Origin of the sequence: Proteus sp. G4415 (genome assembly GCF_963896075.1) — a bacterium.
Classification (GTDB): Bacteria; Pseudomonadota; Gammaproteobacteria; order Enterobacterales; family Enterobacteriaceae; genus Proteus; species Proteus mirabilis.
Genome location: NZ_CAWQOK010000026.1, coordinates 22549 through 28722 on the forward strand (window position 1 = coordinate 22549; position 6174 = coordinate 28722).

Consider the following 6174-nt stretch of genomic DNA (forward strand, 5'->3'; position numbering starts at 1 on the left):
GTTAGTTGGTCGCTGTGGCGTCAGGATTTTCTTTAATAAATAAGCTTGCCACAATACCTATGCAAATCAGGATAGCAGCAAAATAGAAGCCGGAATCCATACTTCCTGTTTTATCTGATAAAAAACCCGTTAATGTAGGGGCAAATACTGAACCTAGCATACCAATACAGTTATACACACCAAAAGATGTCCCTAATGCATGGCGTGGTGAATTATCTGCCACTACCGCCACTAATACTGGATTAGTACTAATTTTTCCTACGATCCCGTATAAGATCAGTGCACCAATCAGTACTGGCATAGAATCTGACATAGGTACAGCAAGAATAGCCACTAAAGATAACGGTAACATAATTAATAGCACAGGCTTACGACGGCCTAATTTATCAGAGAACCAGCTAAATAAGAGTGAGCCAGGAATAGCAAACCAAGGCATGAGTGATGCAATGGTAGAGATCTGTGTTCCTGTAATACCACGCTCGGTTTCAAGATAATAGGGTAACCAAGTGACTAAAACAAAGAACCCATAGATTGAACAGAAGATAGTAATATAAGCAAGGTTAATATTACGGTTACCAAATAAATCTTTAAACGTCAGTTTTGTTTTCTGTTTTGGTGCATTAGGAGCCGTATCCGTAGCTTTCGTTTTAGGTTTATCTTTTATTATCCATAACATCATCAAACCAATGATAATAATAGGTACCCCAATAATATAGAATGGTGCACGCCAGCTCATCCCCATCTCACCGACAGAAATACTAGAGATGTAGTAACCGATGGATAAACCAAACGCCATACCACTATTGATAATGGCACTACCTAGCGTAATACGATGTTTTGGAATAGCTTCTGAAGATAAACCATATTGTGGACCATAATAGAATCCTTGGAATACCCCGACCATCACCCATGCAAACATAAAGGTGACATAAGTTGGCATCATCCCTGCGATAATGGTAAATCCACCAAAGAGTACAACACCCGTGACTAAGACTTTTTTCTTACCTAAATAGTCACCAATTATGCCTGATGGAATGTTCAGTGCTGTATAACCAATAAAGAAAATACTCATAATTGAGCCAAGTTGCGCTTTGGTAAGATCAAACTCAGCACCAATATTCACCATTAAAGGACCGACAATGGCACGGCTACCATACAGTGCAATCCAACCAAAAAAGAAAATAATCGTCAGCTTGACCCAATAAGGGACTTTGCCTTTACTTTCATTCACTTGTGCATCGTTCATAATGACGCTCCTGACAGAATGTTATTAAGACTTATAAATTAAAGTGCCAGACTGACCTTCAATAACCTGTTGAATGTTTTGTAATGCGCCAATATGAGCTTGTTGTCCTGTGGCATTTACAAAATCACTGACAGCCATGATTTTTGGTCCCATTGCGCCATCAGCGACTGCCATTGGTGCAAGTTCTTCTGGTGTTGCTTCACGAATAGCAGCTTGTTCTGGTGTTCCCCAATTTTTATAAATGGCATCAGCCTCTGTTAAAATAACAAAGTGCTCTGCATTTAACTCACGAGAAATTAAAGCTGCAGTTAAATCTTTATCTATAACGGCTTCACTACCAATAAATTCATTATTTATATTATTAACGGGAATACCTCCTCCACCGCCACAAATAACAATATGACCTTTATCTAATAAAAGCTTTACTGCCTCTATATCAATTATTTTTTGAGGTGCTGGTGAAGGTACGACACGGCGATAATATTGCCCATCTTTTTTAAATGTCCATTGATATTTATTTATTAATTCTTCTTTTTCTGCTTCCTCATAAATAGGACCAATAAATTTACTCGGCTCTCTAAAAGCCTCATCATTAATATCAACAGAAACACGAGTCATTACTGTAGTAATTGCTTGCGTAGGATTATTTTGATTGATTTTCTGCATCATCATATAACCAATCATCCCCTGGCTTTCCGCGACCAAGATATCCAACGGATAGGCTGGAACCGCTTGATAAGCAAGATTTTGTAATGCTAACAACCCAACCTGAGGCCCATTACCATGTACTAAAACAACACGGTACTCTTGCGCTAATTTATTAATTGTCTCTGACATTAATTCAATATTTTTATATTGATTTTCAGCAGATAAAACTTCGCCACGCTGTAATAATGCATTTCCGCCTAAAGCAATAACAATTGTTTTCATAATTATCCGTTTCCGAACGTTTATAATTTCTTTTTAATAAAAAAAGATTAATCTATACGCTGTTGTTGTTTAATTTGATAACCAATCCATAATCCCAGTAAAGTATCTGCACCGGAATGATGACCGATAGAGAGTATTTCCAACATATCTTTAAAAATAATCTCTTTATTTTTTATTTTTTTACCTAGTTGAATAAGATAGGTAGAAAATATTCCCCGTGTGGCGTATTCCAAATAATGTTGACTCACTATCGTAGTTAATGACGATAATGGTGGTGTTTCATTAAAAAAATGTTCAATCGATTTTTCTGGCTCTGCTAAATAATGCGCAAATAACATTCCCACCAGCATATCATCTGAACTCGGTGTTAACCCTGGACCTTTACCAATAAACATCGCCCAATTAACCGCTTTTCCAGACAATTGATGATAAAATAACTTTGTTAATAACTTAATTTCATCAAGTCGGGCGATTTGACGATAGTTTTTTAATGGCCCATAGAGTCCTGTCGCTATCACCGGAGATAATAGAGAAAAAAAACTCTCTAACCATCGTAAATCTAATGTCGCTTTATCTTGTAAACGCAAATTTTCACTATCACCGGCAATCAATGTCATATTATCTGCGATTGCGATTTGATTGTTTTTCATCCGCATTTTCAAAGCGGGATGACACTGCTTAGCCAGAGAATCAAAATCGGCTTGTTTCAGTAGCCACCCCATCGGGCTTAATCCTCTTCCTTGACGATGAAAAGTGATTAAGCGTTGCTGAGGGCAAATAAAATTCAAAGCATGTTCATAAATGCCGACACATTTAAACTCACCTTCAAAAGCAAAGATATGCTGACTGGTTTGAAGTGCTTGAATTTGCATATTGCCCCCTGACGACCGTGTTATTACAAAACGTGATTAAGCTTCAATGCCTAATTCTTCTGCCAGTGCCACTATTGCTTTTTCAAAACAGCCTAAAGGTGCACGTACCGTTCCTGCGCCAATTTGCCCAACCCCCGGCTCTTTATGAGCAATACCCGTATTAATTAGCGGTGTAATACCCGTTTCAACAACTCGACGAGCATCTAAACCTAAACACGCACCTTGGAAATCCCAAGTCGGTATTTGTAGCATCATATTACGAGCAAGGTAGATTTCAGCCATCTCTTCTGTCACTTCACGTGCTGCATCCATACCACCCGATGCTCCGACAAAGCGGGTTACTCCCGGAGCTGCAACCATTGCTGCACCACCAATACCGAAAGTTTCAGTAATAGCACTATCACCAATATCAGGGTTGGCATCTGCTTGGCTAAAACCAGAGAAGAATAATCCTTGTGGCGTATTAACCGGTGCTGTAAACCATTGATCACCCATACCACTTATTTTGATGCCAAAATTACTACCATTACGTGTCATTACCGTCACAATCGTACCTTGCTTAATTTGTGCTCCTGCGTCCATCGCCGCTTTACAATAAGCCATGGCTAAATTAAGGAAGAATTGGTCAGTAATACTGAGGAATTTGGTCACTTTAGTTATCTCAGCCGCATCTAAATCCAATGTGCTAAGAATTGGCGCCAGCTCTCGTAACAATAGTGCAGAAGCTGCAATATTACGTTGGTGGAATTCATCCCCCATCGTAATGGCTTGACCCATAATTGCCGTAAGGTCTATCCCATTCTCAATGGTGGCTAAAGCTGCTTTTAATACCGGAGCTAAGCTATTACGCATCCAATGCAAACGTTCTTGTACATCAGGACCATAAGCACCAAAACGCATCACTTTACCAATACCTTCGTTCATATTGCAGTAAGCATAGTTACCGTGAACATGGTTTTTAATCACTAGCATTGGCATATGAGCAGAAGTAATACCGCCCATCGGCCCTACGGCATTGACATTATGGCAAGGAATAAACTCAATCTCTCCCGCCTCTAACATAGCCAAGGCTTGTGCTTCATTTTCAGCCCAACCTTCAAATAAGCTAGCACCAATACAGGCGCCACGGACAGGGCCACTCATTTCTTGCCAAGTTACAGGAGGTCCCGCATGCAGTAATTTTTTTCCTGTTGCTAACGTTGGCACTACTTCTTTTGCTAAACTCACATCACACCAGTGAGGACGGGCTTCACGGATACGTTCGATAACTGCTTCATTCGCTTGTTCGATAGTTGAGTACATATCTGCAATTCCTTATTTCAATTTCTTTAATATTTCAGCCAGTTTTTTATTACCACCTGCGACAGGTGCCCATTGATAATGAACAACAGGCGTACCACTGGATTGCAGATCGTCAGCAAAACTGCGTAATCCGGCGTTGATCACGGAGATCCCATTTAAAAGTGGTGAAATTTCAGCAGCGGCTTCTACTGGATGTGGCTGGATTAATTCTTTGGCTAACAGTACGACTTCTGGCAAGGTATCCATCACAATAATACCTGCATCTTGTAGCTGTTTTTGTTGCTCACTACGGTTTTGAGGATCTTCCTGCGTACCGGTAATAGTGGCGATAGTAATCAGTGGATTAGCTTCACCACGTTTTTCATTTAATTTTTTAATTTCTTGAATTAATGCACCTGCTGGATCTGACGTTGCACCATAACCAATCACAAAGTCGACCAGTAATACGCCAATATCATGCTTATTACTTAATTCACTAATAAATTTATTGCGAGTAGAAGGATCTATCATTGGATGGGGTTTGCCTTGGGTATAAAAATCATCGCCCATATCAATAATTTTATGCCCTTGTGCATCGAGCATCGTACCTTGCTTATGTTCGTTATCTACCGCCACATTGAGTTGCTCAGATAACAACATCGCGCATTCTGCCGCTAATGTTCCACCCGCATATAATCCAATAATCTTTTTACCTGCCACTTTGGGTAACTGAGCAGCACTATCTTCAACACGTGCTAACGTAGCCGCAATACGCGCCGTTTCGTCTAAGGTGCGAGTAAAATAGATATTATCGTCTTGATATTTCTCTGGTGTTGTTCCTAAGAATTGCGCCACTATCGGTTTATTATGACGCTTCATTTCTGCAATAATTTTTTCACGTACTGCAGGCGCGGGAGGTTTAGAAACAAAAGCAATCACACGGGTTTGAGGATCTGCCGCCAGCATATTAATAGCCGTGATAGCACTAATGCCACCAATTTGCTCGCTGAGATCTCGTCCCCCCAGACCTATTGCATGAGAAACCCCTTGGCGTTGTAATACAATTTGTGAGGTGATCTCTTGAATTCCTGTCCCTGATGCACCAACGATACCAATAGAGCCTTTCGGTGCAATGTTAGCAAAGGCTAAAGGTGCGCCAGCAATATTTGCCGTACCACAGTCAGGCCCCATGACTATCAATCCGTTAGCGGCGGCTTTTTCTTTTAATGCTTTTTCATCAGCAATAGAGACGTTATCGGAAAATAGCATCACATTACAGCCATCTTCTAATCCCGTATCAGCTAATTCTGCCGCATACTCACCGGCAATAGAAATAAGCAACATATTAGCGTTAGGACTTTTTTGTTTAGCCGTACGCCAGCTACGTACAGTGGTTAATTTATTACCACTTTTTTGACCGTTAGCAATATCAGCTAAGGCTTCTTCTAACGCACTGGAGATAGTCTCGATAATAGCGGGATCGTCTGATTCAGCTTTAATCGAAACACAGATATCATTCGGTGTCGCTTCGTTAAAAATGTCATGCCAAAAACCGGTGACATCAAGGAGAGATTTATTCGCTGGTGTTCCCATCATGACGGAAATTTCTTCCACCTCAGGGGCTTCACTTAATTTTCGGGAAATTATCATCAGGCTGACGGAATCCTGAAAGCTCCCTTTTTTAATAAAAGCATGGATCATTATAATATCCTTAACGCATTTAATATATGTAACTGCACATATCTAGTTGCATTTCGTTTTTTTGATAATAAGAAGCCTATTTACTTAATAGCTTAAGTAATATAAATAAAATTCGAGATAGACATGTTTGAAACTCTGTATACA

5 protein-coding genes are annotated in these 6174 nt (G+C 39.9%); all 5 read right to left on the reverse strand.

The annotated features are described in order from the left end of the window. Window position 1 precedes the first annotated feature (1 nt). Genes AACU95_RS02325 through AACU95_RS02345 form a run of 5 tightly spaced genes read right to left on the reverse strand, consistent with a single transcriptional unit; the run spans window position 2 to window position 6030 of the window. On the reverse strand, window positions 2-1246 hold the full coding sequence (locus AACU95_RS02325; RefSeq protein WP_004244297.1) for an MFS transporter: 1245 nt from the start codon (window positions 1244-1246) through the stop codon (window positions 2-4). Between the two features lie 24 nt (window positions 1247-1270). Next, window positions 1271-2176 (reverse strand): carbamate kinase, encoded by a 906-nt coding sequence (locus AACU95_RS02330; RefSeq protein WP_004244298.1) that lies wholly within the window; start codon window positions 2174-2176, stop codon window positions 1271-1273. Window positions 2177-2223: 47 nt separating this feature from the next. Continuing rightward, complete coding sequence (locus AACU95_RS02335; protein WP_004244299.1) at window positions 2224-3048, reverse strand: DUF2877 domain-containing protein; 825 nt, start codon at window positions 3046-3048, stop codon at window positions 2224-2226. 36 nt (window positions 3049-3084) lie between these two features. Further along, the gene (locus AACU95_RS02340) at window positions 3085-4350 is read right to left on the reverse strand and encodes a YlbE family protein (RefSeq protein ID WP_004244300.1); all 1266 of its coding nucleotides are present in this window, start codon (window positions 4348-4350) and stop codon (window positions 3085-3087) included. Between the two features lie 12 nt (window positions 4351-4362). Beyond that, a complete protein-coding gene (locus AACU95_RS02345; protein WP_012368281.1) occupies window positions 4363-6030 on the reverse strand; it encodes an acyl-CoA synthetase FdrA in 1668 nt (555 codons plus the stop codon). Window positions 6031-6174 lie beyond the last annotated feature (144 nt).

Coding starts and splice junctions, on each gene's coding strand:
- AACU95_RS02325 (WP_004244297.1), bottom strand. CDS start 1,246: ATGAACGATGCACAAGTGAATGAAAGTAAAGGCAAAGTCCCTTATTGG.
- AACU95_RS02335 (WP_004244299.1), bottom strand. CDS start 3,048: ATGCAAATTCAAGCACTTCAAACCAGTCAGCATATCTTTGCTTTTGAA.
- AACU95_RS02340 (WP_004244300.1), bottom strand. CDS start 4,350: ATGTACTCAACTATCGAACAAGCGAATGAAGCAGTTATCGAACGTATC.
- AACU95_RS02345 (WP_012368281.1), bottom strand. CDS start 6,030: ATGATCCATGCTTTTATTAAAAAAGGGAGCTTTCAGGATTCCGTCAGC.
- AACU95_RS02330 (WP_004244298.1), bottom strand. CDS start 2,176: ATGAAAACAATTGTTATTGCTTTAGGCGGAAATGCATTATTACAGCGT.